20 protein-coding genes and 1 pseudogene are annotated in these 25,124 nt (G+C 60.5%); 10 read left to right on the forward strand and 11 right to left on the reverse strand.

Annotation, left to right across the window (positions count from 1 at the left end; genetic code table 11):
* The first annotated feature begins 69 nt into the window (after positions 1–69).
* Positions 70–936, forward strand: a complete 867-nt coding sequence (locus GSQ77_RS08500; protein ID WP_158902859.1) for a ThiF family adenylyltransferase — start codon at positions 70–72, stop codon at positions 934–936.
* Here the strand turns inward: GSQ77_RS08500 and GSQ77_RS08505 are convergent.
* Positions 933–1,799, reverse strand: a complete 867-nt coding sequence (locus tag GSQ77_RS08505) for a pirin family protein (RefSeq protein ID WP_158901033.1) — start codon at positions 1,797–1,799, stop codon at positions 933–935. The two genes, GSQ77_RS08500 and GSQ77_RS08505, sit on opposite strands and share 4 nt — an antisense overlap.
* Before the next feature lie 214 nt (positions 1,800–2,013).
* On the opposite strand from GSQ77_RS08505, the gene GSQ77_RS08510 reads away from it, so the two are divergent.
* Entirely contained in the window at positions 2,014–2,241 is a 228-nt protein-coding gene (locus GSQ77_RS08510) for a hypothetical protein (protein WP_158901035.1), read from the forward strand.
* Positions 2,242–2,464: 223 nt separating this feature from the next.
* On the opposite strand, the gene GSQ77_RS08515 is transcribed toward GSQ77_RS08510, so the two are convergent.
* From GSQ77_RS08515 to GSQ77_RS08530, 4 genes are all read right to left on the reverse strand, one after another.
* Positions 2,465–4,183, reverse strand: a complete 1,719-nt coding sequence (locus GSQ77_RS08515) for a glutamine--tRNA ligase/YqeY domain fusion protein (RefSeq protein WP_158901037.1) — start codon at positions 4,181–4,183, stop codon at positions 2,465–2,467.
* 182 nt (positions 4,184–4,365) lie between these two features.
* Entirely contained in the window at positions 4,366–4,638 is a 273-nt protein-coding gene (locus GSQ77_RS08520; RefSeq protein WP_158901039.1) for a hypothetical protein, read from the reverse strand.
* 99 nt (positions 4,639–4,737) lie between these two features.
* Positions 4,738–5,316 carry a Spy/CpxP family protein refolding chaperone gene (locus tag GSQ77_RS08525; RefSeq protein ID WP_158901041.1) on the reverse strand — a complete coding sequence of 193 codons (579 nt, stop codon included), beginning with the start codon at positions 5,314–5,316 and terminating at the stop codon, positions 4,738–4,740.
* Between the two features lie 231 nt (positions 5,317–5,547).
* Positions 5,548–6,768 carry a CaiB/BaiF CoA-transferase family protein gene (locus GSQ77_RS08530; protein WP_158901043.1) on the reverse strand — a complete coding sequence of 407 codons (1,221 nt, stop codon included), beginning with the start codon at positions 6,766–6,768 and terminating at the stop codon, positions 5,548–5,550.
* 166 nt (positions 6,769–6,934) lie between these two features.
* Between GSQ77_RS08530 and alaS the strand changes: the two genes are divergently transcribed.
* The 5 genes from alaS (at position 6,935) to GSQ77_RS08555 (ending at position 13,264) form a co-directional block, all read left to right on the forward strand.
* Positions 6,935–9,559, forward strand: coding sequence for an alanine--tRNA ligase (gene alaS, locus GSQ77_RS08535; RefSeq protein WP_158901045.1), 2,625 nt, complete (start codon positions 6,935–6,937; stop codon positions 9,557–9,559).
* 268 nt (positions 9,560–9,827) lie between these two features.
* Entirely contained in the window at positions 9,828–11,264 is a 1,437-nt protein-coding gene (locus GSQ77_RS08540) for a YbfB/YjiJ family MFS transporter (protein ID WP_158901047.1), read from the forward strand.
* Positions 11,265–11,405: 141 nt separating this feature from the next.
* Positions 11,406–12,476 (forward strand): low specificity L-threonine aldolase, encoded by a 1,071-nt coding sequence (locus tag GSQ77_RS08545; RefSeq protein WP_254067525.1) that lies wholly within the window; start codon positions 11,406–11,408, stop codon positions 12,474–12,476.
* A gap of 2 nt (positions 12,477–12,478) precedes the next feature.
* The gene (locus tag GSQ77_RS08550; protein WP_158901051.1) at positions 12,479–12,994 is read left to right on the forward strand and encodes an NUDIX domain-containing protein; all 516 of its coding nucleotides are present in this window, start codon (positions 12,479–12,481) and stop codon (positions 12,992–12,994) included.
* 42 nt (positions 12,995–13,036) lie between these two features.
* On the forward strand, positions 13,037–13,264 hold the full coding sequence (locus GSQ77_RS08555; protein ID WP_158901053.1) for a sulfurtransferase TusA family protein: 228 nt from the start codon (positions 13,037–13,039) through the stop codon (positions 13,262–13,264).
* Positions 13,265–13,302: 38 nt separating this feature from the next.
* Here the strand turns inward: GSQ77_RS08555 and galU are convergent, their stop codons facing one another.
* Together galU and GSQ77_RS08565 are read right to left on the reverse strand one after the other, a co-directional pair.
* Entirely contained in the window at positions 13,303–14,187 is an 885-nt protein-coding gene (gene galU / locus GSQ77_RS08560; protein ID WP_158901055.1) for a UTP--glucose-1-phosphate uridylyltransferase GalU, read from the reverse strand.
* Between the two features lie 33 nt (positions 14,188–14,220).
* The gene (locus GSQ77_RS08565; protein ID WP_158902861.1) at positions 14,221–17,076 is read right to left on the reverse strand and encodes a valine--tRNA ligase; all 2,856 of its coding nucleotides are present in this window, start codon (positions 17,074–17,076) and stop codon (positions 14,221–14,223) included.
* 277 nt (positions 17,077–17,353) lie between these two features.
* Between GSQ77_RS08565 and GSQ77_RS08570 the strand changes: the two genes are divergently transcribed.
* Positions 17,354–19,714, forward strand: coding sequence for a UvrD-helicase domain-containing protein (locus GSQ77_RS08570; protein ID WP_158901057.1), 2,361 nt, complete (start codon positions 17,354–17,356; stop codon positions 19,712–19,714).
* 78 nt (positions 19,715–19,792) lie between these two features.
* Here the strand turns inward: GSQ77_RS08570 and GSQ77_RS08575 are convergent, their stop codons facing one another.
* The 3 genes from GSQ77_RS08575 to GSQ77_RS08585 form a co-directional block, all read right to left on the reverse strand.
* The gene (locus GSQ77_RS08575; RefSeq protein ID WP_158901059.1) at positions 19,793–20,593 is read right to left on the reverse strand and encodes a BPSS1780 family membrane protein; all 801 of its coding nucleotides are present in this window, start codon (positions 20,591–20,593) and stop codon (positions 19,793–19,795) included.
* Between the two features lie 18 nt (positions 20,594–20,611).
* On the reverse strand, positions 20,612–21,589 hold the full coding sequence (locus GSQ77_RS08580; protein WP_158901061.1) for a homoserine kinase: 978 nt from the start codon (positions 21,587–21,589) through the stop codon (positions 20,612–20,614).
* Between the two features lie 102 nt (positions 21,590–21,691).
* Positions 21,692–22,120, reverse strand: a complete 429-nt coding sequence (locus GSQ77_RS08585) for a hypothetical protein (RefSeq protein ID WP_158901063.1) — start codon at positions 22,118–22,120, stop codon at positions 21,692–21,694.
* Positions 22,121–22,304: 184 nt separating this feature from the next.
* Here GSQ77_RS08585 and GSQ77_RS08590 point away from each other — a divergent pair, with 184 nt between their 5' ends.
* A complete protein-coding gene (locus GSQ77_RS08590; RefSeq protein ID WP_158901065.1) occupies positions 22,305–23,819 on the forward strand; it encodes an AMP nucleosidase in 1,515 nt (504 codons plus the stop codon).
* A gap of 29 nt (positions 23,820–23,848) precedes the next feature.
* Here GSQ77_RS08590 and GSQ77_RS08595 read toward each other — a convergent pair whose 3' ends face one another.
* Positions 23,849–24,595 carry a TIGR00730 family Rossman fold protein gene (locus GSQ77_RS08595; protein WP_158901067.1) on the reverse strand — a complete coding sequence of 249 codons (747 nt, stop codon included), beginning with the start codon at positions 24,593–24,595 and terminating at the stop codon, positions 23,849–23,851.
* Between GSQ77_RS08595 and GSQ77_RS08600 the strand changes: the two are divergent.
* Positions 24,596–25,036 (forward strand): annotated as a pseudogene (locus tag GSQ77_RS08600) (DNA polymerase I); the annotation flags it as partial.
* Between the last annotated feature and the right edge of the window lie 88 nt (positions 25,037–25,124).

The following is a 25,124-nucleotide window of genomic DNA, read 5'->3' on the forward strand; positions in this document are numbered from 1 at the left end:
ACCGCTGCTTCAGTTGCGAACCCCGTTGCGACCCCCGCCGCGCCCGCCGGGGCGGCGCCCGCCGTGACGATGGCGTCCGAGGCGCTATGGGGCGAGGCCGATCACGCACGCCGTTTTGGCGGAGTGGCGCGGCTGTATGGGGTGCCGGCACTGCGGGCCTTCGAGCAGGCGCGAGTGGTGGTCATTGGCATAGGCGGCGTCGGTTCGTGGGTGGCCGAGGCGCTGGCGCGTAGCGCAGTGGGTCGTTTGACGCTGGTCGATCTGGATAATATAGCCGAAAGCAATACCAACCGGCAGATCCATGCGTTGGACGGAAACTACGGAATGGCCAAGGTGACGGCGATGGCCCGGCGCATTACGTTGATCAATCCGCAGTGCGATGTTACCGAGGTCGAGGATTTCGTCGAAGCCGATAATTTTGACCGTGTGCTAGGCGGCGGTTTCGATTACGTCATCGACGCCATCGACAGCGTGAGGACCAAAACGGCGCTGCTTGCATGGTGCGTTGCACATCGCCAGCCGGTCATCACGGTAGGCGGCGCGGGTGGACAGCTCGACCCGACGCGAATCCGGATCGACGATCTGGCTCAAACCATCCAGGATCCCTTGCTTGCCAAGGTGCGTGCCGGTTTGCGCAAGCAACACGGATTTGCACGGGGCCCCAAGACAAAATTCAAAATCCCGGCTGTCTATTCAGACGAACCGTTGATCTATCCGGAACTGGCGGAACACGAAATGTCCACGGCGTCGGCCGATGGCGACGCGGGCGAAGGCGGTGCCGCCGAAGCGAATACGAATCTGCCTGGCGGGCCGATCGGCCTGAACTGTGCGGGCTTCGGCTCCAGCGTGTGCGTGACCGCGAGTTTCGGCTTCGCCGCCGCAGCGTATGTGTTGCGCGTGCTCGCCGCCAACGCCAACGCCAACGCCGGCGTTTAGTGTTCCGGCAGCGGTATGAAGTCGCGTTCGCCGGGAACTGCGGCGAATTGGCCGTCGCGCCACGCGGTTTTCGCCGCCTCGATACGCTCGCGCTGGCTCGAAACGAAATTCCACCAAATGAAGCGTTCGCCATCCAGCGGCGCGCCTCCGAGCAACATGACCCGGGCGCCGTCGGCGCTATGCAGATTCGCGAGCAAATCGGCGGGCAAGATCGCCATCTCGCCGGCTTGCAGTACTTGTCCGTCTATCGTCAAGGTGCCTTGCGCCAGATAGACCGCGCGTTGCGCGTAGTCCGCGCTCACAGCGAGAGTCGCGCCGGCATCGAACTCTGCCGCGACGTATAAGGTCGGACTAAGCGTTGCGACAGGCGAGACCAGCCCCTTGAACTGTCCGGCCAGTACCCGCACCGTCACGCCAGAAACCGTGGTGATCGGCAAACGGGCGGCCGGATAGTGGACAAATGTCGGCTCGCATTCTTCCTGCGCATGAGGCAGCGCTACCCAGCTTTGCAAGCCGTGCATGGTCATGCCGCCCTGACGATCCTCGTCAGGCGTGCGTTCCGAATGCGTGATGCCACGTCCGGCGGTCATCCAGTTCATATCGCCCGGGACGATTTTCTGCACGGTGCCCAGGCTGTCGCGGTGCATCAGCGCCCCCTCGAACAGAAATGTCACGGTGGCCAGTCCGATGTGGGGATGAGGCCGCACGTCGATGCCGCCGGGCGCGAGCTCCGTGGGGCCCAGGTGATCGAAAAAAATAAACGGGCCTACCGTCCTGGCAGCTTGCGCGGGCAGAATCCGGCGCACGGTGAAGCCGCCCAGATCACGGCTGTGCGGCTTGATAATGACAAGAGGCGTGGTCATGGCAGCGGCTCCAGTGGTTCAGGGATGAAGGGTGGATCAAAGGTGAATGAGCGACGCCGAAACAGCTAACGGGCACCTAGGGTTTACATTTTGTTTGGATTTTACTTACAAGTTTTTACTTTTATCGTGTTTCGACGTCAACCCAAATGTAATGACGTTCGTTTTATCAGGTAAGCGCGAACTGGTCGCGTGCTAATCGAGAAAGGATTTTGTCATGAACAAGCTTTTGATCGCATTGACCGCTGGCCTGTTGGCTTCGAGCGCCGTGTTTGCTCAGGCTCCGGCTTCTGCTTCCACAGCTCCTGCTGCTGCACCTGCCATGGCTGCGCCCGCCAGCGTCACCAAAGCACCGAAGGCCAAGAAAGCCAAGAAAGTCCGGATTCACAAACCCAAGCAGCCGGCTTCGCCTGTCCAAGCAGGTCCGAACGGCAACAAGCAATAAGAATTAGCTCGGGTTGTACGAGCGCCTCGCGCGCTCGAAAAAAACGCGCGGTGCCACTCGGCACCGCGCGTTTTTTTATTCATTCGCGGCGTTCACCACCGCTTCGGCTAGAAAGCGGGAGTGCCGCGGCCGTGTCGTCAGCTAAGTCATCAGCGGGGTCGTCAGTTGAGTTGTCAACTGCGATGCCAGACGCGATGTCAGCCCACTACGTTAGCCCACTACGTCAGGCGGGTTTCCCCCAGCTGTCTTTCAGGCTGACGGTGCGATTGAAGACCGGCTTGCCGGGCTGCGAATCGACTCGATCAGCAACGAAGTAGCCGTGGCGTTCGAATTGGACCCGGTCCTCCGCCTTGACGTCTTTCGCGCACGGTTCAAGGTAAGCATGGACCACTCGCTTGGCTTGCGGATTGAGCACCTCGATAAAGTCGCGGCCACCCGCATCGGGCTGCGCCTCGGTGAACAGTCTGTCGTAAATGCGCACTTGCGCCTCAAGCGCGTGCGCGATGCTGATCCAGTGAATATTCCCTTTGACCTTATACGTGTCCGCACCCGGGGTGCCCGACTTGCTGTCGGGAAGATAAGTGCAGTGGATCGCCGTGATCTTGCCATCGGCGTCCTTGTCCGCACCGATGCATTCGACCACGTAGCCGTGACGCAGACGCACCCGGTTGCCGGGGAACAGCCGGAAAAAACCTTTGACCGGCGTTTCCTGAAAATCGTCGCGCTCGATCCACAGCTCGCGCGTAAATGGGAAATGGCGCAAACCGAGTTCCGGGCGATGCGGGTGCACGGGCGCACTGCACGCGTGCGTCTCGTCTTCCGGGAAGTTGTCGACGATCAGCCGGACCGGGTCGAGCACGGCGCTCAGGCGCGGTGCGACCGGGTCGAGATCGTCGCGCAGCGATTGCTCGAGCACGCTCATGTCTATCCACGAATCGACCTTGGTGACGCCGATGCGTTCGCAAAATAGCTGAATGCTGCCCGGGGTGTAGCCGCGCCGCCGCAAACCCACGATGGTCGGCATGCGTGGATCGTCCCAGCCGTCGACGTGCTTATCAGCGACCAGTTGATGCAATTTGCGCTTGCTGGTGATGACATAGGTGAGGTTGAGCCGCGAGAACTCGATTTGCTGCGGCAACGGCCGCACCAGCGCGCCCGCATCGGCCAATTGGTTCAGCACCCAATCATAGAGCGGACGGTGATCTTCGAACTCGAGCGTGCACAGCGAGTGCGTGATGTTTTCAAGCGCATCCGAAATGCAATGCGTGTAGTCGTACATCGGGTAGATGCACCAGGCGTCACCGGTACGGTGATGGTGGACGCGCCGGATCCGGTACAGCACCGGGTCGCGCATATTGATATTGGGCGAGGCCAGGTCGATCTTGGCACGCAGCACATGGGCGCCGTCGCTGAATTCGCCGGCGCGCATCCTGCGAAACAGGTCGAGGTTCTCGTCGGGCGTGCGGCTGCGGAACGACGAAGCGCGACCGGGCTCGGTCAACGTGCCGCGGTTCGCGCGCATCTCCTCGGCGCTTTGGCTATCGACGTAAGCATGGCCGCGCTCGATCAACAGTTCAGCGTAGGTGTAGAGCTGTTCGAAATAGTCGCTTGCGTAGTAGAGGTGATTCTGACTGTCGCCCACCCACGAGAAACCCAGCCAATGCACGGACTCGGCGATCGAATCGACGTATTCGGTGCTTTCTTTTTCCGGGTTGGTATCGTCAAAGCGCAAATGGCACACGCCGTTGTAATCGCGCGCGATACCGAAATTCACGCAAATCGATTTGGCGTGACCCACATGCAGATAACCGTTGGGTTCTGGCGGGAAACGGGTTTCAACTCGCCCGGCCCATTTGCCGGTGCGCGTGTCCTCGTCGATGATGTTGCGGATGAAATTCGATACGGGTGCGGTGTCCGGGCTGTTCTTACGTTCGTTGCTCATGCGCGAGGGCCTTTAAGTGATCTCCTCATTTTACCGCACGCGCTGGTGCACGGGCGCTCATAAAAAATCGCGGGCATGAAAGCGTCGCATGTTGCGGCATAAAAAAACCCTACCGGCGGTATCCGCGGGTAGGGTGGTTTGCGCCATACCCCGCATCAACGGGTGGCGGCGTGGCTCAAGACTCAGTGACGACCGTCATGATGCCCGTTGTCGTGATGCCCGTTGTCGTGATGGTAGTCGCCGCCATGGTGGTAGTCGTTGTGCCCACCCCAGCCGCCGCGGCCATAAACCACCGGCGGTGCATTGTAATAAGCGGGTTGATAAACGACCGGCGGGGCGCTATAGACGCCCGGCAGGCCAATGCCAATATTTAAATTCACTCGTGCGCTGGCTAGCGGGCTTGCGCTCAGCGCCGCCAGACCGATGATCAATGCAATCAGATAATGTTTCTTCATAAGAATTCCCCTTCTTTTTTGCGCGGCGGCCCGAATCCCACGGCCTTTCACGCGATGTGCGTAGCGCTAGCCACTTGCGATGCCCGCTGACTGGCGCGCTTAATTAGACTTGGTGGCTTTGGCGTGACGCGGGTGCGGATGGAAAACGGTATCGGCCGTTTTCTTCTGAGCATCGGACATGCTGTTGTAAAGCGGCTCGAACACGGCAGAAAGCTTTTTCACGTCATCGGCGTGCGCTTGCGCGATATCGCCGTACGAATTCAGGTCGTCCACGGCAGTCATCGTGGACTCATTCGCTTCCCGCTTGCTCATCATATCGATCATTTGCGCGGCGTTATCGCGCATCACCTGAGCGACCTTGTTCCATTGATCTTCTTCTGCCGAAGTAATTTTCAGTTGGCTGCGCAAGTCTTTGATATGCGCCTCGACGCCGGCATTGGTCACAGTGTGTTTCATCGGCGCGCTCGGCGGCGTTCCGGTAGCGGCCGGTGCGGTACCTTGGGCGAAAGCACCCGTCATAAAGAGTGCGGAAGCGGCGAGGACAATAATTTTTTTCATGGTTCTTTCCCTGTAAAAAAAGTGGCAACTCAAAGTAGACAGGTTAAACGACGGCGAAAAGCGGGTGATGAACAGCGCAGTAAAGCCAAGCGCGATGAGGCAAAGCGGACTTCGGTGCATCGTTCATCGATGGAGCATCGTTCATCTAAGGTAACCGGCTAGTTTGATATAGGGTACGGGTCGATAGTTCCGGACGTAGCCGCGTGCGAACTTCAAATGTTACAAGTCCGACTTCGAATTCCCATGCCGGGAATTGGAAAAATTCCAGTCGGATCAGTCGCTTAGCTTGGCCCGCGCGGGCGCGAACGCGGGTGCGGCCGCGCAGCCCCCCGTTCGCGGCCGCACAGACTGTTACACAATGCCGGCCGCGCGCAGGCTCGCCAAGCGCTCGGCGTCTACCCCGAGTAGCTCGTGTAGCACCGCTTCGGTGTGTTCGCCGAGCAGCGGCGGATGGCCGGTAACCTCGGGCGGCGTGGCGCTCATCTTGATTGGGCTGCGCACCAGCTTGACCTCGCCGGCCAACGGATGCGCGACCTTGACCTGCATTTCGCGGGCTACCACTTGCGGATCTTCGAACACTTCGCCGAGATCGTTGATCGGGCCGCACGGCACGCCGGCCGATTCCAGCGACGCGATCCAATCCGCTTTGCTGCGGCGTTCGACCATGGCGGCGAGTATCGGCACCAGCGTATCGCGGTGGTTGACCCGCTGCGGGTTGGTCGCAAAACGCGGATCCAGAGCGAGTTCGGGGCAGGCCCCGACTTCGACGAATTTACGAAACTGCGCGTCGTTGCCGACCCCGACGATGATCCAACTGTCGCTGGTCTTGAAGGTCTGGTACGGCACGATGTTGGGATGCGCATTGCCCCAGCGCGCGGGCGGTGTGCCGCTGACCAGGAAGTTGGTGTTCATATTGGCGAGCATCGCCACTTGCACATCGAGCAAGGCCATATCGATATATTGGCCGGTTCCCGTGCGGTCGCGGTGTGCCAGTGCGGCCAGCACGGCCACGGTGGAATACATGCCGGTCATCAGGTCGGCGATGGCAACGCCGGCTTTTTGCGGGCCACCGCCCGGCAAACTGTCGCGCTCGCCGGTGATACTCATGAAGCCGCCCATACCCTGCACGATAAAGTCGTAGCCGGCGCGTCCCGCATAGGGGCCGCTCTGGCCGAAACCCGTAATCGAGCAGTAGATCAGGTCCGGCTTGACCTTGCACAACGCGTCGTAATCGAGTCCGTATTTCGCAAGTTGTCCGACCTTGTAGTTTTCCAGCACCACATCGCTTTGTGCCGCCAGCTCACGTATCAGTTGCTGCCCATCGGCTGTGGAAATGTCGATCGTCACCGAACGTTTGTTGCGGTTGGCGGCGAGGTAGTAGGCGGCCTCCGCGGTCGGCGCGCCCTCGGTGTCCTGCAGGTAGGGCGGCCCCCAGTGACGCGTATCGTCGCCGGCTTTCGGACGCTCGACCTTGATCACGTCGGCGCCAAAGTCGGCAAGGGTCTGGCCGCACCACGGTCCGGCAAGAACGCGCGTGAGATCGAGCACGCGAATATGGCTGAGTGCGCCCATGGCAGAGAATCTCCGTCTAGTAATTTGTGGCGTCATATTAAGCGATCTGCGCGCTCTACCTGCGCCCAGTGGCCGCTTTGTTGGCTATTTCCCGTATAATCAACCGCTTGCACGCATACCTCTACCCATACCCTCTACCGTTGCGCCAGGTCGACCAAAGCACACGATGAAAGCCGCTGAAATCCGCGAAAAATTCCTGAAATTCTTTGAAGCGAAAGGTCATTCGATCGTTCGTTCCTCCAGTCTGGTGCCGTCCAACGACCCGACCTTGCTGTTCACCAACTCCGGGATGGTGCAGTTCAAGGATGTCTTTCTCGGCGCCGAGCAACGTCCCTACACGCGCGCGACCACCTCGCAGCGCAGCGTGCGGGCCGGGGGCAAGCACAACGACCTCGAGAACGTTGGCTATACCGCCCGTCATCACACGTTCTTCGAGATGCTGGGCAACTTCTCGTTCGGCGATTATTTCAAGCGCGATGCGATTCACTACGCGTGGGAATTGCTGACCGGCGTGTACCAGTTGCCCAAAGACAAGCTCTGGGTCACGGTTTATCACGAAGACGACGAAGCGCACGACATTTGGGCGCGTGAAATCGGCGTGCCGGTCGAGCGCATCATCCGGATCGGCGACAACAAAGGCGCGCGCTACGCGTCGGACAATTTCTGGCAGATGGCCGATACCGGGCCGTGCGGTCCGTGTTCGGAAATCTTCTACGATCACGGTCCGGACGTGTGGGGTGGTCCCCCGGGCTCGCCTGAAGAAGATGGCGATCGCTATATCGAGATCTGGAACCTGGTGTTCATGCAGTTCAACCGCGACGCGCAAGGCAATATGCCGCGTCTGCCCAAGCCCTGCGTCGATACCGGCATGGGCCTGGAACGCATTGCGGCGGTGCTGCAGCATGTACACAGCAATTACGAAATCGACCTGTTCCAATCGCTGATCAAGGCCGCGGCGCGCGAGACCGGCACGTCCGATCTCGGCAACAATTCGCTGAAGGTCATTGCCGACCATATCCGCGCCTGTTCATTCCTGATCGTCGATGGCGTGATCCCGGGCAACGAAGGGCGCGGCTACGTGCTGCGCCGGATCATCCGTCGGGCGATTCGTCACGGTTACAAGCTCGGCCGCAAGCAGGCGTTTTTCCACCGCATCGTGGCTGATCTGGTCGCCGAGATGGGCGCCGCTTATCCCGAACTCGCGCAAGCGCAGGAACGCGTCACCGATGTGCTGCGCCAGGAAGAGGAACGTTTCTTCGAGACCATCGAAAACGGCATGGAGATTCTCGATGCGGCGCTGGGCGAATTGCAGCAGCGCGGCGGCACGGTGCTGGACGGTGAAGTGGCATTCAAACTGCACGATACCTATGGCTTTCCGCTGGACCTGACGGCGGACGTGTGTCGCGAACGCAGCATGACGGTCGACGAGACCACGTTCGATACGGCGATGGCGCGTCAGCGCGACCAAGCGCGTGCAGCGGGCAAGTTCAAGATGGCGCAAGCGCTGGGCTACAGCGGCGCCAGGACGACGTTCCACGGCTACGAGAAATTGACCGTCGACGATGCCAAGGTGATCGCGCTCTACGTCGACGGCAGTTCGGTCGATACGATCGCGCGTGGCCAGGAAGCCATCGTGGTGTTGGACCACACGCCGTTCTACGCAGAGTCGGGCGGCCAGGTTGGCGATCAAGGCGTGCTGCATGCCGGTGATGCGCGCTTTGCCGTGACCGATACGCTCAAGGTTCAAGCGGAGGTGTTCGGGCATCATGGCGCCCTCGCGCAGGGCACGCTCAAGGTGGGCGACGTGGTGGCGGCCGAGGTCGATACCGAGCGCCGCGCTCGCACGATCCGCAACCATTCGGCCACGCACTTGATGCACAAGGCGTTGCGCGAAGTGCTGGGCGCTCACGTGCAGCAAAAGGGCTCGCTGGTCGACGCGGACAAGACCCGTTTCGACTTCGCACACAATGCGCCGATGAACGACGACCAGATCCGTCGCGTCGAGGCCATCGTCAACGCTGAGATCCTGCGCAACGCGGCGGTCCAGTCCCAATTGATGGCCTACGACGATGCGGTCAAAGGCGGCGCCATGGCGTTGTTCGGCGAGAAGTACGGCGATGAGGTGCGCGTGCTCGATATCGGCTTCTCGCGCGAGTTGTGCGGTGGCACCCACGTGCAGCGCACGGGCGACATCGGCTTCTTCAAGGTCGTGTCCGAGGGCGGCGTGGCGGCGGGCATACGCCGCGTCGAGGCCATCACCGGCGACAACGCCTTGCGCTTCGTCCAGGAACTCGATGCCCGCATCAACGCCGCTGCTGCGGCGCTCAAGGCGCAGCCGTCCGAATTGATCCAGCGCGTGACACAGGTGCAAGAGCAGGTACGCGGGCTGGAAAAAGAACTGTCGCAATTGAAATCGAAACTCGCGTCCAATCAGGGCGACGATTTGCTGACCCAAGCGGTGGACGTCGGCGGCATCCAGGTGCTGGCGGCGACGCTGGCGGGCGCCGATGCAAAGACGCTGCGCGAGACTGTCGACAAGCTCAAGGACAAGCTCAAGCATGCGGCTATCGTGCTGGCTGCAGTGAGCGAGGGCAAGGTCAGCTTGATTGCGGGCGTGACAGCGGACGCGAGCCAGAAAGTGAAAGCGGGCGATTTGGTGAATTTCGTGGCGCAGCAAGTCGGCGGCAAAGGGGGCGGGCGTGCCGATATGGCGCAAGCGGGGGGCACCGACGCATCCAACCTGCCGGCGGCGCTGGCCGGGGTTAAGGCCTGGGTCGAGGCGCGGCTGTAACCGTAGAGCAACGCGGTAGACCGACGCAGTAGACGAACGCAATAGACCCGACTCAAACCCAACGACGGCCTAGTGACGACCCAAGCAAGGATGGGCTAATGAGGGGTGGGCAAATTCAGGCACGCAGGTTGCGCTGAATCAAAACGCCGCGAGCCTAACGGTTCGCGGCGTTTTGATTTGGGGGCGCCGATAAACCGTGACAACAATACAGCGATGCTCGGCGCACGATCGGGCACGCACAGGAGCTAGTCTGCTCAGGAGACACATAATGACTTTGCCGCCGCGGCCCGCTGTTCCAGACCCAACTGCCACACAGACGAGCGCCAAGCGCACGGCGGCGATCAGTGCGCTGGCTTGTGCGATTACCCTGGCGGTGGCGCTGGGGATAGGCCGCTTCGCCTTCACGCCGTTGCTGCCCTTGATGTTGCAGGAAGGTCGGCTAAGCATCAACGCGGGCGGTCTGCTCGCGTCGCTGAATTACGCCGGTTATTTTATCGGCGCGCTGACGTGTGCGTTCATGCCCTTCGATCACCGCAAGCTGCTGCGCTTCGGTCTCGTGATGACGACTGTGCTGACCTTGTCGATGGGGCTCACGCATACGTTTGCGCTATGGGGTGGTTTGCGGTTGATCGCGGGAATTGTCAGTGCGTGGACCTTCGTGTTCGCTTCGCAATGGGGACTGCGTCGTCTTGCCGAATTGCATCAGCATGGCTGGAGCGGCGTGATTTATACCGGACCGGGCCTCGGTATTCTGATTACGGGTCTGTTGGTCAGCGCGGGCAGCCAGTATGGATCCCAGGTCGGCTGGCTGAGCTTTGGCGTGCTTGCGCTCGTCCTATCGGCATGCGTCTGGAAGATCTTTGACGCGGCGGTGCCGCATGTAGCGGTCTCGCCGCAACCCGCGTCGCCACCGCCATCACGGTCACCATCACCGCCTTCGCCGAGCGCGACATCGATCGAGTCCGCACCGGTATCCCGCTCGGAGCCGTTCGAGTTTATCGACGAAGACGAGGACGAATCCGAGCCAGGCGACCGCGCCTTGTTGATCAGCGCCCCCGTGAACGAAGCGGACCTGGAACGCGTGCGAGCGCTTGGACGTACCGAGACCGGCGTTCAGGCGCGAGCGATTAACCGAGACGCGGCGTGGCTGGTGTTTCTCTATGGCTTGCCAGGGTTCGGCTACATCATCACCGCGACCTTCTTGCCGGTGATAGCGCGCCACGCTTTGCCCGATTCGCTATGGCCGGATCGGTTTTGGCCGATGTTCGGCTTGGCGATTATCGTCGGTGCGATCTCGGCGTCACGCACGCCGGTCCACTGGGATAACCGGCTGTTGCTCGCTATCAGCTACCTGATGCAGGCCGCGGGCATCGTACTGGGGGTGGTCTGGCCGACGGTGCCCGGGTTTGCGGTGGGCAGCCTGCTGATCGGCTTGCCCTTTACCGCCATCACCTTGTTTGCGATGCGCGAGGCGCGCCGGCTGCGTCACAATGAGGCCGCCGGATTGATGGGGTATGCCACTGCGTCCTACGGCGCAGGGCAGATTGCCGGACCGCTGATCGCGGCTCCGATCGCGGCCTATACCGGATCGTTCGCGCTCGCTTTGCTGCTGGCGGCGTTGGTGCTGGTCGCCGGTGCGGTGATGCTGATCATGGTTAGTCGTCAAGCCGCGGCGCGCCCGCTAGGACCGTTGCATCGAAGTTGACGTAGTCATACCCGGATGCGCCAAAGTCGATAAAATCGGGGTTTGCGCGCATCTCGCATGTGCGCCCCGACTGTTAAGACACCATTCCATGTCGATTTTCCATCTCAAGACCGCTCGGTCGCTTGGCCGAGGAGCCGTATTGTGAATCATCCTTCCAACGCGCCAACTGTCAGCCAGGGCGGCCAGCACTTCGCTTCCGACAACTACGCGGGCATCTGTCAACAAGCGCTCGACTACCTGATCGAATGCAACCAGAGCGGCCACGAGGTCGCCTATGGCGAAGACTCCTGGACCCAGCGCGTATGTGATCGGGTCCGCGACCTGTTCGAGACGGATTGCGAGGTGTTCTTCGTTTTCAACGGCACGGCTGCCAACTCGCTTGCGTTGGCGTCCCTGTGCCAGTCGTACCACTCGGTCATCTGCCACGAACTGGCGCATATCGAAACCGACGAGTGCGGCGGCCCGGAATTTTTTTCGAACGGCTCCAAGCTGCTGACCGCACCGGGCATCAACGGCAAACTGACACCCGATGCGATCGAGGCCGTGGTGACGCGGCGTGCCGATATCCATTATCCGAAACCCAAGGTCGTGACGCTGACCCAGTCCACTGAAGTCGGTACGGTCTATTCTGTCGAAGAGGTCAGGGCGATCGCGGCGATCGCGAAACGGCGGCATTTGACGGTCCATATGGACGGCGCGCGGTTTTCGAATGCGGTCGCCACGCTCGGCGTTCATCCGTCGGAGATCACCTGGCGAGCCGGCGTCGATGTGCTGTGCTTCGGCGGCACCAAGAACGGCTTGCCGGTCGGCGAGATGGTGGTGTTTTTCGATCGCGCGCTGGCGCAGGATTTTGCCTATCGGGTCAAGCAGGCCGGTCAACTTGCCTCGAAAATGCGCTTTATCTCGGCGCCGTGGCTGGGGTTGCTCGACAACGACGTTTGGCTGCACAACGCCCGCCACGCCAATGCCATGGCGCAGTTGTTGCGCAGCCGGCTCGAAGCGATTCCGGGCGTGCGGGTGATGTTTCCCGTTCAATCCAATGCGGTATTCGCCGAACTGCCGCCCAAGGTCGCGGCCGCGATGCGCGTGCGTGGCTGGAAGTTCTATCAGTTCATCGGCGCCGGCGGTTGCCGCCTGATGTGCGCTTGGGACACGACGCCCGAGACGGTCGAGCGGTTTGCCGCCGACGTGCGTTCCCTGATGGAGGGCTGACTGTGAGTCATCAATACTGCCCTCGCTGCGCCACGCCGTTGATCGAACGGCACGCCTCGGAGCGGCTGCGTTTGTTATGTCCCGCCGCGGATTGCGGCTACGTGCACTGGAACAACCCGCTGCCGGTGGTGGCCGCGGTCGTCGAGTACCAGGACAAGATCCTGCTGGCGCGCAACGCTGCATGGGCCGAACCCATGTATGCGCTGATTACCGGTTTTCTCGAAGAGGGGGAGACCCCGGAAGAGGGCGTGGCCCGCGAGTTGCTGGAAGAGACCGCGCTGGTCGCGGAATCGGTCGAGCTGTTGGGCGTCTATGAATTTATGCGCAAGAACGAATTGATCATCGCGTATCACGTACGCGCGAGCGGAACAGTGTCACTATCGCCTGAATTGGCCGCTTACAAACTGGTCGAGCCGGCCGAGTTGCGTCCGTGGCGCGCCGGCACCGGGCTGGCTTTGGCGGAATGGATGCGGCGGCGAGGATTGCCGGTGCAGTTCGTCGAGCGGCCGGGGCAGTAAGCCACCGGATTTAGTCTATTTAATACCGAGGTAAGCACACAGATGGACATACACAAGGAAGTCGACGCCCGGGGCCTGCTGTGCCCGTTGCCCATTTTGCGCGCAAAGAAAGCGCTGGCCGATATGGAAAGCGGGCAGATCCTGAAAATTCTGGCGACGGATCCGAGCGCTCAGCGCGATTTCGCGGCATTTGCCAAACAGACCGGCAATGAGCTGGTTGAGACAGCGGTCCATGAGAAGGTCTTTACGTTTCTCATGCGCCGCCGCTGAATCAAAATTTAGCCCGCAAAAATTAGCCCGTAAAAAATTTAACCCGGCTGCGCCAACGTGCTGCGTTGTTGCAAATAGGCGGCAAATTCGTTTTTGACTTCCGGGTGGCGCAACGCGAATTCGACAGTCGCCTTTAAATAACCGAGTTTGCTGCCGCAATCGAAACGTGTGCCGTTGTAGCGATACGCCAGCACCTGCTCATCATCGAGCAGCGACTGGATCGCGTCGGTCAACTGGATTTCTCCGCCGGCGCCCGGCTTGAGCGCACGCAAATGTTGAAAAATCCGCGGTTTCAGGATGTAGCGTCCCACCACGCCAAGATTGGACGGTGCGGTTTCCGGGGACGGCTTTTCGACTATGCCTGAGAGCTTGATGATGTTCTCTTCCCACTCCTTACCGTCGATGACGCCGTAAGAGCGGCTATCTTCGCGCGGAATCTCTTCGACCCCGATCACCGAGCTATGGTAGTGGTCGAACACGTCGACCATCTGCGACAGTACCGGCGGGTTGCCATCGAGCAAGTCGTCGGCGAGGATGACCGCGAACGGATTGTCGCCCACCAGTTTTTCGGCGCACAGCACTGCGTGACCGAGGCCCAGCGCTTCAGGCTGACGAACATAGAAGCAGTCGACGTGTGCAGGCTTGATGCTGCGCACCAGTTCGAGCAATTTCTCTTTGCCGCGTGCTGCCAACTCGGCTTCGACTTCGTAGGATTTGTCGAAGTGATCCTCGATGGCGCGTTTGCTGCGCCCGGTAACAAAAATCATCTCGGTGATACCCGCGGCAACCGCTTCTTCCACGGCATACTGGATCAGAGGCTTGTCGACCACCGGCAGCATTTCCTTCGGGCTCGCCTTGGTGGCGGGCAGAAAACGCGTACCCAACCCCGCAACGGGGAAGACTGCTTTGGTCACTTTTAGCATGTCGAAAAACCTCTCATTTATCTATCGGTTAAATTAAGCCGGAAGCTTGGCGAGCTGAGCATGAAGCTTTTTCAGTGTCACATCGAATTCTGCCAGTCTTTTCCGCTCTTGATCCACTACCGCGGCCGGAGCCCTAGCGACAAAGCTTTCATTTTGTAACTTCGCGCCGCATTTGACCACTTCGCCGCTCAAGCGTGTGATTTCTTTTTGCAGTCGCTCGCGCTCGGCAGCAACATCGATTTCGACTTTGAGCACGATTTTGTCGGTGCCGACGATCGCGACGGGTGCGCCAGGCGCCTGTGCATCCAGATCGGCTTCGTTGGCGATAACCTGGACCTCTGAAAGTCGGGCCAACGCCTGTGCGTACGGGGCGATCGATTGCAAGCGCACTGCATCGCCTGTAGCCAATAATGGGACACGGACCGCGGGCGAAAGGTTCATTTCCCCGCGCAGGTTGCGGCATGCATCGATCACCGCTTTGAGCTGCGTGACCCACAATTCGGCGGCTTCGTCGATCTTCTCGGGCTGCGCCTTCGGATACGGCTGCACCATAATCGATGCTTCACCCTCCTGAAGCCCTTGCGGATAGCGGCCCGCGAGCGGCGCCACTTTCTGCCAAAGCGCTTCGGTGATAAACGGAATGATCGGGTGCGCCAGACGCAAAATGGTTTCCAGCACACGCAGCAGCGTGCGGCGCGTGCCACGCTGCTGCTCCGGCGTGCCATTTTGCAGTTGGACCTTCGCCAGCTCCAGATACCAGTCGCAGTATTCGTCCCAGACGAATTTGTAGAGCGCGCTCGCAATGTTGTCGAAGCGGTAGCTTGCGTACCCCTTTTCCACTTCGCTCTCGACACGCTGCAGTAGCGAGACGATCCAGCGGTCGGCCTGCGAGAAATCGAGATAGCCGCCGGGGCCACAGTCGCTTACACATTCGCCGATGCCGCAATCGTGCCCTTCGCAGTTCATCAGCACGAAACGGCTGGCGTTCCAGAGCTTGTTGCAGAAATTGCGGTAACCCTCGCAGCGCGCCAGATCGAAATTGATATTGCGACCCAAGGTCGCCATCGACGCAAACGTGAAGCGCAGCGCGTCGGTGCCGAACGCCTGGATGCCATCCGGAAATTCCTTGCGGGTCTTTTTCTCGATGCTTGCGGCTTGCTTGGGGTTCATCAAGCCGGTGGTGCGCTTGGCGATCAGCTCGTCCAGCGTGATGCCGTCGATCAGGTCGATCGGATCGAGCGTGTTGCCTTTCGATTTCGACATCTTCTGGCCTTCGCCGTCGCGCACCAAGCCATGGACATAGACGGTGTCGAACGGGACTTTGCCGGTGAAGTGCGTGGTCATCATGACCATGCGCGCCACCCAGAAAAAGATGATGTCGAAGCCGGTGACCAGCACCGAGGATGGCAGGAAATGCGCGAGCTCGGGCGTCGACGCAGGCCAGCCCAGTGACGAGAACGGCACCAGCGCCGAAGAAAACCACGTGTCGAGCACGTCTTCATCGCGGCGCAACTCACCCGTGTAACCCTGGGCGCGCGCCTGGGCGAGCGCTTCCTCGGCCGTGCGCGCAACATAGACACGGCCTGCGTCGTCGTACCACGCAGGGATCTGATGGCCCCACCACAGTTGGCGCGAGATACACCAGTCCTGGATATTCTCCAGCCACTGGTAATAGGTGTTGCTCCAGTTTTCCGGCACGAATTTGATTTCGCCGTTGCGCACTACCTGCAGCGCGACTTCGGCGATCGACTGGCCCGGGTGCAGCGAGTCGGCCGGCGCAGCCTTGCTCATCGCGACAAACCACTGGTCGGTGAGCATCGGCTCGATCACGACGCCGGTGCGGTCGCCGCGCGGAACCATCAATTTGTGCGGCTTGACCGAATCGAGCAGGCCGGCGGCTTCCAGGTCGGCTACGACCAGCTTGCGGGCCGCGAAGCGATCCAACCCTTGGTAGCGCTCGGGCGCATTTTCGTTGACCTTGGCGTCCAGCGTCAAAATCTCGATGATAGGCAACTGATGGCGCTGGCCGACCTGGTAATCGTTGAAGTCATGAGCGGGGGTGACTTTCACGACACCGGTGCCGAACTCGCGATCCACGTAATCGTCGGCGATCACCGGGATTTCGCGCTGCGTCAGCGGCAGTTTGACGGTTTTGCCGATCAGCGCTGCATAGCGCTCGTCCTCCGGATGCACCATCACCGCAACGTCGCCGAGCAGCGTTTCAGGGCGGGTGGTCGCGACCGTCAGATGTCCGCTGCCGTCGCTCAAGGGATAATTGATGTGCCACAGCGAGCCGTCTTCTTCCTCGCTGACCACTTCGAGGTCGGACACCGCGGTGAGCAACACCGGATCCCAATTGACCAGGCGCTTGCCGCGATAGATCAGGCCCTGTTGGTACAGTTGGACGAACACTTCCAGGACGGCATCCGACATCTTCGGTTCCATCGTGAAATACTCGCGCGACCAATCGACCGAGGCGCCCAGCCGCCGCACTTGTCGCGTAATGGTCGAGCCCGACTGCTCCTTCCACTCCCATACGCGCTCGACGAATTTTTCGCGGCCCAGATCGTGGCGCGATAATTTTTGTGCGTCTAGCTGGCGTTCAACGACGATCTGCGTAGCGATCCCCGCGTGGTCGGTGCCCGGCACCCACAGCGTGTTGGCGCCACGCATCCGGTGGTAGCGGGTCAGGCCGTCCATGATGGTCTGATTGAACGCGTGGCCCATGTGCAGCGTGCCCGTCACATTGGGCGGCGGCAACTGGATCGAGAAATTTTCGCGGGCCTCGTCCAGGGTCGGTTGCGCGTAACCGCGCGCCTCCCATTGCGGGCCCCAATACGCTTCGAGGGTCTGGGGCTCGAAACTCTTCGCCAGCGTGCCCGGGGCCACGTCTTGATTCGCGAGTTGCCCCGTGCTGTCTGTCGTACGGGGTGCCGCGCCGGGTGCCGATGTGCTGGTGGTGGGCTGGGTCATAGCCTGATTCATAGCCCGATTCTCGCTGTCGCTCATGGTAATTTTTGCCGGAGGTACGTATGGAACCCACGATTATAAGGGGTCGGCGGTGCGCTGACTGTCCTGGCGGCGCGTAATTGGCGCACGAACCTCAGATGAGGCGCTGCGCGAAGTGCTGGGCCTTTATAATAAGCGTCCTACCGGAAGCCTCTACATGCCCGATCTGCTTGCAAATCTGAATCCCGAACAACACGCCGCGGTCACCTTGCCCGCCGAGCCCGCGCTGATCCTCGCCGGCGCCGGAAGTGGCAAGACACGTGTGCTGACCACGCGCATCGCATGGTTGATCCAGACGGGGCAGGTCAGTCCCTCCGGCATCCTCGCAGTCACCTTCACCAACAAGGCTGCGCGCGAAATGATGGCGCGTTTGACCGCGATGCTGCCGATCAACACGCGCGGCATGTGGATCGGCACGTTCCACGGCTTGTGCAATCGAATGCTGCGCGCGCACCATCGCGATGCCGGCCTGCCGCAGACGTTCCAGATCCTCGATACGGCTGACCAGCTGTCAGCGATCAAGCGGCTAATGAAATCGTTGAATATCGACGATGAGAAATATCCGGCTAAGAATCTGCAATATTTTATTTCGAACGCGAAGGAGCAGGGGCTGCGGCCGGCCCAAGTGGAAGCCAATGACAGTTTCAACCGCAAATGCGTCGAACTGTACGAAGCGTACGAACAGCAATGTCAGCGCGAGGGCGTGGTGGATTTCGGCGAACTGCTGCTGCGGTGCTACGAACTACTGCAGCACAACGCGTCTTTGCGCAACCATTACCAGGCCCGTTTTCGCCATGTGATGGTCGACGAGTTCCAGGATACGAACAAGCTGCAGTATGCGTGGCTCAAGCTGCTCGCGGGCGAGCACGCGGCGCTGTTTGCCGTCGGCGACGACGACCAGAGCATCTATGCATTTCGCGGCGCCAACGTCGGCAATATGCAGGATTTTGAACGCGAATACCGGGTGCAGCACATGATCAAGCTCGAGCAGAATTATCGCTCGCACGGTCATATTCTCGATGCAGCCAATCATCTGATCGAAAACAATTCACGGCGCCTGGGCAAGAATCTACGCACCGACGCTGGACATGGCGAGCCGGTGCGCGTGTACGAATCGGCGACCGATACGCAGGAAGCGGGCTGGATCGTCGAGGAAATCCGAGGGCTGATCAACCAGGGGCTGGCGCGTACCGAGGTCGCGGTGCTCTATCGCAGCAACGCGCAATCGCGGGTGATCGAGCACGCGCTGGTGGGCGCGGGGATTGCTTATCGCGTGTATGGCGGTTTGCGCTTTTTCGAGCGCCAGGAGGTCAAGCACGCGCTGGCCTATCTGCGGCTGCTGGACAATTCCAATGACGATGGCGCCTTCGTGCGCGTGGTGAATTTTCCGGCGCGGGGCATTGGCGCGCGTTCGCTCGAGCAACTGGCGGACGCAGCGCGCCTCTACAACTGCTCGCTGGCGGCCGCGGTGCCCTACGTGACAGGGAAGGCCGGCACTTCGCTGGGCGGTTTCCTGGGCCTGATCGACAGGATCCGGGTGGAGACCCAGCACATGTCGTTGCCGGAGACGGTGGCCCACCTTACCAAGGCGAGCGGTCTCGAGGCCCATTACACGGCGGAACGCGAAGGCCAGGATAGGCTCGAGAACTTGCAGGAGCTGGTGAACGCCGCCACCGCGTTCGTCAGCGAAGAGGGCTATGGCATCGACGCGCCGGCTCGTATGGTCGCGCTGCGAGCGGGGGCGAGCGCTGCGGCCGAGTTGGCCGAACCCGACGAGGATGGCTTGATTCAATTGCTCGATGCCGAGGGCCAGCCCTTGCCCGACCAGATGAGCCCACTCGCCGGATTTTTATCGCATGCTTCTCTGGAGGCGGGCGACAATCAGGCGCAGGCTGGCCAGGATGCGGTGCAGATGATGACGGTGCATGCGGCCAAAGGGCTCGAATTTACCGCCGTGTTCATCACCGGGCTTGAAGAAGGTTTGTTCCCCCACGAGAACAGTGCGCTGGAACTTGATGGGCTCGAGGAAGAGCGCCGCTTGATGTACGTGGCCATTACACGCGCCAAGGAGCGGCTGTATCTTTCGTTCGCGCAAAGCCGGATGCTGCATGGCCAGACACGTTACAACATTCGCTCGCGCTTTTTCGATGAGTTGCCCGAGGGCGTTCTGAAATGGCTGACGCCCAAGGTCGAGGCGGGCTCGCGCTGGAATGCGGGGCGCAGCGACGCGGGCTGGGGGCGCGACTGGTTCGGCCGCGCGCAGTCGGGTGCACAATCGGGTGCACAGTCGGCCGCGGCGCCGGCCCCGCCTGAACGGCTGCCCGCATTTGCCCAGCAGCAACGCGCGGCCGAAGCCGGTTTCAAGATCGGCCAGGCAGTGTTTCACACCAAGTTCGGCGAAGGGACGGTATTGTCGCTGGAGGGCAGCGGCGGCGACGCCCGCGCGCTGGTGAACTTCAAGCGCCACGGGCAGAAGTGGCTGGCGCTTTCGGTTGCCAAATTGCAGGCGATCGAATAGCGGCGAAGCATGCGCGCGGTCAGCGATCGCGTGTGAGCCTTACCGCATCAGCTTATAGCGTCGGCTTACGGCTGCAGCTTACAGCGTCGGCTCAGCCGGCTCCGGCGTGGCCGTCGGCAGGGCAAAACAGCCGCGGTAGGTCGCGTAGAACGAGCAATACAACATCGTCGAAAACACGATTGAGATCGGCATCAAGATGGTGATTGCCGCGTCGCCCATGCTGAACGCCTGGAAAATCAGCGTCAGTACGAACGACGTGCCGATCGCCAGCGCCGCCCAGATCAGTCCGTATAGCGCAAATGCGCTGCGGTTGCGCCAGCAGGCCACCCAACTGAAAAACAGCGCTTTATGCGGCGGAACATCGTGCCACGCGATGAGCACCGGCGCGAACCAGAACAGCATGGCAACCGGGATATAGGCAACAATCAGCAAGATGACGGCGAGCGATTCGTTGCCGTTTGCCAGCATGTCCGGCGTGATGGTCCCGCCAATCACCATCAGGTCGAACAGCACGCCGCCGTCGGCCAGCGCGGAAACGCCGAACGCGAAGATGATTGCCGCGGCGTACACCACACCGAGAATCACCAGTTGCCGTGCCACGGTAGGTCCATAGGAACGAAAACCGCCGATCAACGCAATCGGGTACACCGGTTTGCCGAGGATGGCATCGCGGCAAGCGGCCATAAAGCCGATCGAGATGCCGGGAATGCAAACCAAGGGCAGGAAATCGCCGACGATGGGGATCAGCGAAACCAGCAGCATCGCGAAGATGTAGGTGAAGAACATCATCATGAAGGCGAGCGGATTCCTGCGAAATAGCCAGATGCCCTGGCGAAACCAGAGATAACCAGCTTGCGCCTTGACTTCAATGAGTTGCATAAGATATCGGAGCTGCTTTTAGAGCCAAGGTAATTCGGCTGCGCTTAAACGTTCGCGCAGAATGCGTTCAAAGTGGCCTGGATCATGCGGCTGAAGCATCTCGGCCTCGCGCGGCCGGTAATAATCGTACAAGCGCGACACCCAGAACCGCAGGGCGCCAGCGCGCAGCATGCTGCGCCAGTGGTGCACCTCGGTCGGTGTAAACGGCCTGACCGTCTGGTACGCACGTAGCAAGGCTTGGGTGCGCATGGGGTCGAGTACGCCGGTGAACGGATCGGCGCACCAGTCGTTGACACACACCGCCACGTCGAACAGCCATTTATCGTAGCCCGCGAAGTAAAAATCGAAAAAACCGCCGAGCCGCTCGCGGCTCTCGCCCGGCGCGGCCGGAATGAACAATACATTATCGCGGAACAAATCACAGTGACACGGCCCTTCGGGCAGGTCTCGATAATCAGTGCTCGCAAAAAAATCGTTCTGAAACGCGAGTTCTTCCACGAGTAGCTTACGCTGCGCGTCATCGATGAAGGCCGTAACCGACGGTAGCGCGTCCTGCCACCACGGCAGGCTGCGCAAATTGGGCTGGTGACGCTTGAACGCGCGCCCGGCCAAATGCATGCGCGCCAGCATCTGGCCCACCTCGACGCAATGGTACGGCTGCGGCGCCAGTTGCACGCCCCCACCCAATTTGGTCACGATGGCCGCGGGTTTGCCGAGCAATTCGCCAAACAGGCTGCCGTCGCGCTGTGCGACCGGGTCGGGCACGGTTACGCCGTGCGCCGCCAGATGCTGCATCAATTCGAGATAAAACGGCAATTGCTGGGAATTGAGTTTCTCGAACAACGTCAGGACGTATTCGCCCTCGGTGGTGGTGAGGAAAAAGTTGCTATTTTCGATTCCGGACGAAATGCCGCGGAAATCGGTGACCTGGCCGAGCGAGTAATGTTCGAGCCACGAGGCCAATTGGGTTTCGTTGACAGCGGTAAAGACAGCCATGCAGAGAATTCTGGATAAGTCGAAGACACGGCGCGCGCCGCTTGCGTCGCGCGCCAGGAAGAGGTGCATGCGCTCATGCACCGAGCGCCGGGGTGACCGGCCTTAGTACTTCAGGGTCACCGACGGCAGACGCGCGGGCGCGGGGCCGTTGTTCTGAACCTTGGGCGAAGTATCGACCGGGGAGGTCATCTGATAGTTGGTGCCGATCCCCGAATGCACATCGATTTCAGTCGCCTTGCCGCGATCGCGGTATTCGGTGATTTCCGTGCCGCCCGGCGTCTTTTCATGGAAACTCGGCACACGCGGCACATTGAGATCGACTGTGGCCGACGCGCTGCCGCGTTCGGCCGGACGATTGATCTGGTTCAGGTTCGGCAGACCTGCGGCCTCGTTAGCATCGATGGGGGCCGCCGGCGCAGCCGCGGCAGCAGGGGATTGGGCGGCCGGTTGTTGCGCGACGGCCAAGTTGCAACCCAGGGCAAACGTCGCTGCGATGGCGCAGGCGGCGGCACTGGCGAGAAGCGGCTTCATCTCATTTCTCCAAAAGGTAGTCGGATTCTAACAAACTCGCTTTCGCGGCTGGTGCTTCCGTGGCATTCTGCATTGGTCAACAATAACTATGTCGGCCGATGCGGTGAGGGTGGAGGGCATACGCTGAATTCATCTCATTCTTCATCTGATTCGTGCGGCACGACATTCGCCTGCATCCAATACTATGAACTCATCTGCGTCGGTTACTGCGCCTGTAATTGAGAGTATCAACGACCCGGCGCGTGCCGTCGAATACTTATCCCGGGTTTACGAAGATAATACTGCGATCTTGCGCGACGCTTTTGCTCGCTATCGGCGCGGCGAGGCTTTTGACGCGCGCGTACGCGCCTGCTATCCGTTTGTGCGTGTGCGCACCGACGTGATGACCAATATCGACTCGCGCCGCTCCTACGGCTTTGTATCTGGCCCTGGCGTATTCGAAACGACCGTCACGCGCCCCGACCTGTTCGCGAATTACTATCAAGAGCAGTTGCGTCTGTTGTGCAAAAACCACCAGGTGGCGCTCGAAGTGGGGGTGTCCGACCAGCCGATCCCGATTCATTTTGCCTTCGCCGAAGGCATTCATCTCGAAGGCGATCTCGATCAGCAGCGGCTGCGGCAGATGCGCGATGTCTTCGATACCCCGGATCTGGCGGCCCTGGACGACAGGATCGCCAACGGCACCTATGAGCCGGGGGTGGACCAGCCGATGCCGCTGGCACTGTTTACCGGCCCCCGCGTCGACTTCTCGCTGCATAGGCTCAAGCACTACACGGCCACTTCGCCGGTGCATTTCCAGAATTACGTGTTGGTTACCAATTACCAGTTCTACATCGACGAATTCGTCAAGTTCGGACTGCAATTGATGGAGCGCACCGACGACCCCGACGAGCAACGTTATCGCAGCCAGTACGTGGCGTTCGTCGAGCCGGGCGATGTGATCACGCCCAATGCGCTGCATGCCGGTGGCCCCCAGGTCGACGTGCAAGGCACGCCGGTGACGCGCATGCCGCAGATGCCCGCCTATCACCTCAAGCGCGCAGACGGCAGCGGCATTACGATGGTCAACATCGGCGTGGGGCCCTCCAACGCCAAAACCATTACCGACCATATCGCCGTATTGCGTCCTCACGCATGGATCATGCTGGGCCACTGCGCCGGCTTGCGCAATAGCCAGCGCCTGGGCGACTACGTGCTCGCGCACGGTTATGTGCGCGAAGACCATGTGCTGGATGCGGATTTGCCGCTGTGGGTGCCCGTGCCGGCGCTAGCGGAAGTCCAGGTGGCGCTCGAACGCGCGGTCGCGCAGGTGACCGAACTCGACGGACCCGAGCTCAAGCGCGTGATGCGCACGGGTACTGTTGCCAGTGTCGACAACCGCAATTGGGAACTGCAGGACAAATATGGCCCGGTCAAGCGCTTGAGCCAGAGCCGTGCCGTGGCACTCGATATGGAAAGCGCAACGATTGCGGCCAACGGATTCCGGTTTCGCGTGCCGTATGGCACTCTGTTATGCGTATCGGACAAACCGCTGCACGGCGAACTGAAGTTGCCGGGCATGGCCGACCAGTTCTACCGTACCCAGGTCGATCAGCACTTGCAGATCGGCATCCGCGCGATGGAGCTGCTGCGCGAAAATGGGCTCGACCGCCTGCACAGCCGCAAGCTGCGTAGTTTTGCCGAGGTCGCTTTTCAGTAGGCGCCAGTAGGCCCAAACGCGGCCCGCGGTTATAAATAAAACATCTGATCTTCTTCGCTCTTTTGCGCCGGGTGCAGCACCGTCGCATCGTGCGTTTCATAGAAGGAGAGGACAGTTTCCAGAACCGCGTCGGGGTCGTCGATCACCTGAATCAGATCGAGATCGTGCGGGCCGATCAGGCCCATCGGCAGCATGGTGGTGCGAAACCATTCGAGCAGCCCGGCCCAGAACTCGGAGCCCACCAGCACGATAGGCACCCGGCGCGACTTGTTGGTCTGGATCAGGGTCAATACTTCGGATAATTCGTCCAGCGTGCCGAAGCCGCCGGGCATCACGATCACGGCATCCGAATTCTTCACGAAGGTCACCTTGCGCGTGAAGAAATGGCGAAAACGCAGCGTAATGTCTTGCCACGCATTGCCATGCTGTTCATGCGGCAATTCGATATTCAAGCCGACGGAGGGCGACTTGCCGGTGTGCGCGCCTTTGTTGGCCGCTTCCATGATGCCCGGACCGCCTCCGGAGATGACGGCGAACCCCGCGTCCGAAAATTGCCGGGCAATGCGTTTGGCTAATTTGTAATACGGCGACTTGGGCTTCAGGCGTGCCGAACCATAGATACTGATGGCCGGTCGGATCTCGGAGAGATACTCGGTGGCCTCAATAAACTCTGCCATAATCGTGAACATTTGCCACGAAGCGCGCGCCTTCTTGGCTGTCGCGCGGTCCTGATCTGCGATTGATCGCAAACTCGGAATTACTTTTCTTTGGTTCATATGTCAGTGCAACTAAACCTGCAAGGTAAGACCCTGCTTCTGGTTGACGGGTCGAGTTATTTATATCGGGCTTATCACGCGCTGCCTGACTTGCGCGGGCCGGCTGGCGAGCCGACCGGCGCGCTGTACGGCATGGTCAACATGCTGCGGCGCATGCGCAATGAAGCGCCGGCTGAGTATAGCGCGTGTGTGTTCGACGCGAAGGGGAAAACCTTTCGCGACGAGATGTACGACCAGTACAAGGCGCAGCGCGCCTCGATGCCGGAGGATTTGGCGCGGCAGATCGAAGCGATCCACGAGACGGTGCGGGCACTGGGCTGGCCGCTGATCATGGTCGATGGCGTCGAGGCCGACGACGTGATCGGAACATTAGCCGTGCAGGCCGAGCAGGCCGGCATGAAAGTGGTGATCTCGACTGTTTTCAAGGACTTGGCGCAACTGTTTTTTTTTTTTTTTTTTTTTTTTTTTTTTTTTTTTTTTTTTTTTTTTTTTTTTTTTTTTTTGCTATTTTAATTCGGCGTGCCTCCCG

Source organism: Burkholderia sp. L27(2015) (assembly GCF_009765705.1).
Lineage (GTDB): Bacteria > Pseudomonadota > Gammaproteobacteria > Burkholderiales > Burkholderiaceae > LMUX01.

What these genes read in the sequence shown, in the direction of transcription:
- GSQ77_RS08500 (WP_158902859.1), top strand. Translation starts at nt 70, where the DNA reads ATGGCGTCCGAGGCGCTATGGGGCGAGGCCGATCACGCACGCCGTTTT.
- GSQ77_RS08505 (WP_158901033.1), bottom strand. Translation starts at nt 1,799, where the DNA reads ATGACCACGCCTCTTGTCATTATCAAGCCGCACAGCCGTGATCTGGGC.
- GSQ77_RS08510 (WP_158901035.1), top strand. Translation starts at nt 2,014, where the DNA reads ATGAACAAGCTTTTGATCGCATTGACCGCTGGCCTGTTGGCTTCGAGC.
- GSQ77_RS08515 (WP_158901037.1), bottom strand. Translation starts at nt 4,183, where the DNA reads ATGAGCAACGAACGTAAGAACAGCCCGGACACCGCACCCGTATCGAAT.
- GSQ77_RS08520 (WP_158901039.1), bottom strand. Translation starts at nt 4,638, where the DNA reads ATGAAGAAACATTATCTGATTGCATTGATCATCGGTCTGGCGGCGCTG.
- GSQ77_RS08525 (WP_158901041.1), bottom strand. Translation starts at nt 5,316, where the DNA reads ATGCACCGAAGTCCGCTTTGCCTCATCGCGCTTGGCTTTACTGCGCTG.
- GSQ77_RS08530 (WP_158901043.1), bottom strand. Translation starts at nt 6,768, where the DNA reads ATGGGCGCACTCAGCCATATTCGCGTGCTCGATCTCACGCGCGTTCTT.
- alaS (WP_158901045.1), top strand. Translation starts at nt 6,935, where the DNA reads ATGAAAGCCGCTGAAATCCGCGAAAAATTCCTGAAATTCTTTGAAGCG.
- GSQ77_RS08540 (WP_158901047.1), top strand. Translation starts at nt 9,828, where the DNA reads ATGACTTTGCCGCCGCGGCCCGCTGTTCCAGACCCAACTGCCACACAG.
- GSQ77_RS08555 (WP_158901053.1), top strand. Translation starts at nt 13,037, where the DNA reads ATGGACATACACAAGGAAGTCGACGCCCGGGGCCTGCTGTGCCCGTTG.
- galU (WP_158901055.1), bottom strand. Translation starts at nt 14,187, where the DNA reads ATGCTAAAAGTGACCAAAGCAGTCTTCCCCGTTGCGGGGTTGGGTACG.
- GSQ77_RS08570 (WP_158901057.1), top strand. Translation starts at nt 17,354, where the DNA reads ATGCCCGATCTGCTTGCAAATCTGAATCCCGAACAACACGCCGCGGTC.
- GSQ77_RS08575 (WP_158901059.1), bottom strand. Translation starts at nt 20,593, where the DNA reads ATGCAACTCATTGAAGTCAAGGCGCAAGCTGGTTATCTCTGGTTTCGC.
- GSQ77_RS08580 (WP_158901061.1), bottom strand. Translation starts at nt 21,589, where the DNA reads ATGGCTGTCTTTACCGCTGTCAACGAAACCCAATTGGCCTCGTGGCTC.
- GSQ77_RS08585 (WP_158901063.1), bottom strand. Translation starts at nt 22,120, where the DNA reads ATGAAGCCGCTTCTCGCCAGTGCCGCCGCCTGCGCCATCGCAGCGACG.
- GSQ77_RS08590 (WP_158901065.1), top strand. Translation starts at nt 22,305, where the DNA reads ATGAACTCATCTGCGTCGGTTACTGCGCCTGTAATTGAGAGTATCAAC.
- GSQ77_RS08595 (WP_158901067.1), bottom strand. Translation starts at nt 24,595, where the DNA reads ATGAACCAAAGAAAAGTAATTCCGAGTTTGCGATCAATCGCAGATCAG.